2 protein-coding genes are annotated in these 2,762 nt (G+C 54.8%); one reads left to right on the top strand and one right to left on the bottom strand.

The window, feature by feature from the left end; translation table 11 throughout:
• A partial coding sequence (locus WCA53_RS19290) for a carbonic anhydrase family protein (RefSeq protein WP_423914234.1) occupies positions 1-283 on the bottom strand: 283 nt, incomplete at its 3' end.
• 708 nt (positions 284-991) lie between these two features.
• Here WCA53_RS19290 and WCA53_RS19285 point away from each other — a divergent pair.
• On the top strand, positions 992-2,500 hold the full coding sequence (locus tag WCA53_RS19285) for a lipase family alpha/beta hydrolase (protein WP_423914231.1): 1,509 nt from the start codon (positions 992-994) through the stop codon (positions 2,498-2,500).
• The last annotated feature ends 262 nt before the right edge of the window (positions 2,501-2,762 follow it).

Here is a 2,762-nt window from a genome sequence, read left to right as displayed (position 1 = left end):
TTGCGTTGAATTGAACGGAGTGCCCGGTGTTGGAGATATCGATGGCGAGCGGCTGGCAGTTGATTTTGAGGCTTGGCATATCGGCCGGCGCTTTCTTGGAATGCTCGATGTCGATCGGCGATTCTGCGCGACCGCTTTCGCACTCGTGGAATTCCTTGCTGATTTCGCCCCAGTGAGCGGGACCGTGTGCGCCTTCATAGGTCCAGTCGTGGTTGGGTTCGGCGGCAACGGAGAACGCCGCGATGAGAAGCGCGCTGCCGGTTAGCCATTTGATTATGGTCATTGCTCGGCCCCTTTGTGTTGGAAGGGCAAGAGCGTGCGCCGGCGGGGAGGGATTTGCTATCGGAGAAGTCGCAACAACGCTTGGTGAAAGAAGAAACGGTCGCAAAGCTGACGACGGTCAAGACAGACGTGCGCATGGCGGACGGCGTGCGAGCGTGCCTACTGAACAATGCGAAAAATCCTGATCGAAGCTGCAGCCGAAATTTCGTGAAGGTAGCGTTGTCCTGAACTGCTTGCTTGAACTCATTACGCGCAGAAGCGTGACACCCGACGCAGCACCTCAAAACGGATAAACAAAGCGACGCTTAAAAGTGCAGATGCGACAAATTATGTCGGTTTGGATCGTCACGTATGAATAAGATATTCGTCGATTCGGTAACTCTGTAAAGCAGCGTGTCGTACCGCAAATCAACGCGAACCCGAGGTGCATACACCTTTTAAACGCTTTAACTGCACATGTTCCTCGGGTTTCTCGCTCCGCACCTCGATCCCCAGGGATCCAAAGGTTGCACAGTCGCCAGCACAGACAATAAGGACAAGAGAATGAACGACCAGCAGATACTGATTCCGTCACGGGTCGACAAAAATAGAGTTTCTGTATCACGGACGACGTTGACGCCGTCAAGCGACAAGCGTGAAAAAGTGATTTATTGCGATCCCCGGCCGTGCATTCCCGTGATTTTTTTTGCCGGGTGTCATGGGGACTAATTTGAAGTCGACTGCTGGCGCTTCAGTATGGACGCCGCCAAACGCGACTGGCGTAGCCGATACGATCGGAGCCATCTTCTCGCTGCTGGGCTGGTCTTTTCGCAATGCCACAACCCGCCAAATCCGCCTCAATCCGAACGACACGGTGGTCGATGATCGCGACGATATCGACGTGGGCGAGTCAGGTCTGAGTACGGCGGACGCCCGAGAACGTGGCTGGGGACAAGTTCATCGATGGAGCTATCACAGGTTCCTCGCTTACCTTCAGAAGCAACTTAACGAGCCAATGCTTCACGGTGAGAAACAAGGCGATTGGCACGAGCATCCGACGAGCACAGGCGGGAAGAAAAGCGGGCTTTCCAAGCCCGTGACTCTTACCGATCCCGCGCTCTTCGGCGCGATGCAAAGCGGCGATCCACTGACAGAGAACGAACTCAAGCAATTCGCGAATTTTCAATATCCAGTGCACGCGGTGGGTTACAACTGGACGCAATCCAACAGTAAATCCGCTGAGGCCGTGTTTGCCCGCATCAAGAAAATCTGTGATCGATATGGCGGCGGAACCAAGGCGATTATCGTCACCCATTCCATGGGTGGATTGGTGGCGCGCGCGATCGCCAAGATCGTCCCGGGCGGGGAGGAACTCATATATGGCGTCATACACGGAGCGCAACCTGCGACGGGCGCTCCGATGGCAGCGAAGCGATTTCGTACCGGCGCAGAGGATTTTAAAGGCGGGGCGTTTTTTGGAAGTGACGATGCAGAATGGACGGCAGTTGCGGCAAGCTCCCAATCGGCGCTTGAACTCATGCCCATGCCGGACTATAGGGAGGGTCGCCCATGGTGGTTTATCTGCGACGCGCAAGGTCCACCAATATTGAGCTTGCCCAGAAAGCCGGGAAACTCCGCCGCTGAGATTTATCTCAGCCGTGCATGGTACGGCCTGATCCCGGACGATGCGTTGATTGACCCTGCGGGCATTATAAAAAAGAGCTTTGCGGGGAAACAGGTCAAACAAACTCTTCGGGCGGTGTTCACTAAATCAGTGCGAGCGGCAGGAGATTTCCAATGCTCTATCGCCAGTAATTATCACCCGGCAACCTACGCGCTCTTCGGCAGCGGGGCGGAGCCGATCGCGGGTATGCAGGCGAAATGCCCGGACAATTTGATTAGCTTCGGTACAGTGACCTGGAAAGGTTCGCTTCCCCGCGGAACGTCGGAAGATGACCTAGTCGCCGCAACGTTGCTGCACGACGACCACAAAGGCACGTGGCGAATATTAGTGCGAGGGCAAGTCGCAACATTAAAAGTACAAGGAGCGGACGAACCCGGCGACGGGACGGTCCCTGGAACTTCGGCCACGGCGCAGTTCGGTGTCAAAGGTGTGCAACAGACATTTAAACAAGGTGGCTTCGAGCACCAGTTTTGTTTCGAACATCCGTGGACTCGGTGGGCGGCCCTCTATGCCGTTGCCAAAGTAGCTCAGTTAATCCGCCAGCAGGGGAGATGACATGTTTGAGCTACTTTCGAGACCGATGCTTTCGATTAGTCCGCTGTACGCTCTGTTGACGGTTGTGCTACTCACCGGATGCGACGCATCAAAACCCAAACACCCGGAGCTCTCAGTGAACTGGATGACGAACCCTCGGCAAGTCTGCATCGGTCGATTCGTACTTGCAACCCCGTCGATATTCGTGTCGAAATGGCAGAAGTACATTTACAACGGCGACCAACTGAAGACCATTTTCAATGTTCCATTGGCAGTATTCAAT

This window comes from Caballeronia sp., from assembly GCF_049581465.1.
Classification (GTDB): domain Bacteria; phylum Pseudomonadota; class Gammaproteobacteria; order Burkholderiales; family Burkholderiaceae; genus Caballeronia.
The sequence above is the reverse complement of the archived record's forward strand: the minus strand, read 5'-3'. Positions and strand labels throughout refer to the sequence as shown.